The sequence below is a fragment of the Acinetobacter sp. FDAARGOS_558 genome (assembly GCF_003937785.1).
GTDB classification, from domain to species: Bacteria; Pseudomonadota; Gammaproteobacteria; order Pseudomonadales; family Moraxellaceae; genus Acinetobacter; species Acinetobacter baumannii.
Window position 1 is genome coordinate 1 of the sequence record NZ_RKJH01000008.1, and the last position, 1,068, is coordinate 1,068.

The 1,068-nt window shown below is 30.0% G+C and carries 2 protein-coding genes; one reads left to right on the top strand and one right to left on the bottom strand.

All coding sequences use genetic code 11. The features are described 5' to 3' along the window. The coding region (locus tag EGT34_RS20900; protein ID WP_133306828.1) for a protein rep at window positions 1-446 on the bottom strand (446 nt) is incomplete at its 3' end. 321 nt (window positions 447-767) lie between these two features. Between EGT34_RS20900 and qacC the strand changes: the two genes are divergently transcribed. Continuing rightward, window positions 768-1,068 (top strand): quaternary ammonium compound efflux SMR transporter QacC (qacC, locus tag EGT34_RS20905; protein ID WP_105800718.1); only part of this gene is annotated, 301 nt, incomplete at its 3' end.

Sequence of the window (1,068 nt, forward strand, 5' to 3'; positions counted from 1 at the left end):
TATCTACTTAACCTATCAAATGCTTTCGTTAAATGTTTCAAACTTTGTTCTAAAGTATCCCCATCTATCGCATTTTTCGTTGAAAGTGTTAAAAATAACCAACGCGCTTTTGGTTTTTCTTTAACAACTTCTTCAATCACTTTTTGAGCTTGATAACTATTTTTCATAGCACGCCTCCAATTACAAACTGGGCAGAGTTTCGACTTACAAAACCATGTCTTATGTAACTTCAAATAACCTTCATCAGTCGGCTTGAACTCTAAGACGTTACCACATTGTTTTACATTAAAAGCCTTTTTTATTTTTAAAATTTCCAGTATATCTGCATAACTTACATTATCTATCTTCTTTTCTCTCCATGGGCGTTGTTTCCCACTTTTCGTCATATCTTTAAGTGTTTCGTTATCTTGATTTTCGTCTATACATCTAGTAGTATTATATTGCATATAAAGAGACCTCCAGTAGTTGTTTATTGAGTAGACGCTTTAATCATACTACTGGGGTTTTTTTATGTCAAAAATTCCTTTCAACAAGAAAAATAGCTATAATCCCTTACATACCAAGGATTACAGCTATAATTTTAAAATCGAGTTATTTCTATATAGTATCAAGACAAGAAGAAACTCGTTTTCAACTCGTTTCAAAAACCTTTCAAAAACCATCAATCCACAAAAATACCACGCGAATGACACTCAAAATACAAGACTACAATTAAAAAATACTTAGAATAAAATTAAATAAAATACGAAAATTAAAAGGAGTTAAAAATGCCTTATATTTATTTAATAATAGCCATAAGTACTGAAGTTATTGGAAGTGCATTTCTTAAATCTTCAGAAGGCTTTTCAAAATTTATACCATCCTTAGGAACAATAATTTCATTTGGAATTTGTTTCTATTTTTTAAGTAAAACAATGCAACACCTACCACTAAATATAACTTATGCAACTTGGGCGGGACTAGGTTTAGTCTTAACAACCGTAGTCTCAATAATTATTTTCAAAGAACAAATAAATCTAATAACTATAGTATCTATAGTTTTAATCATAGTCGGCGTAGTTTCGTTAA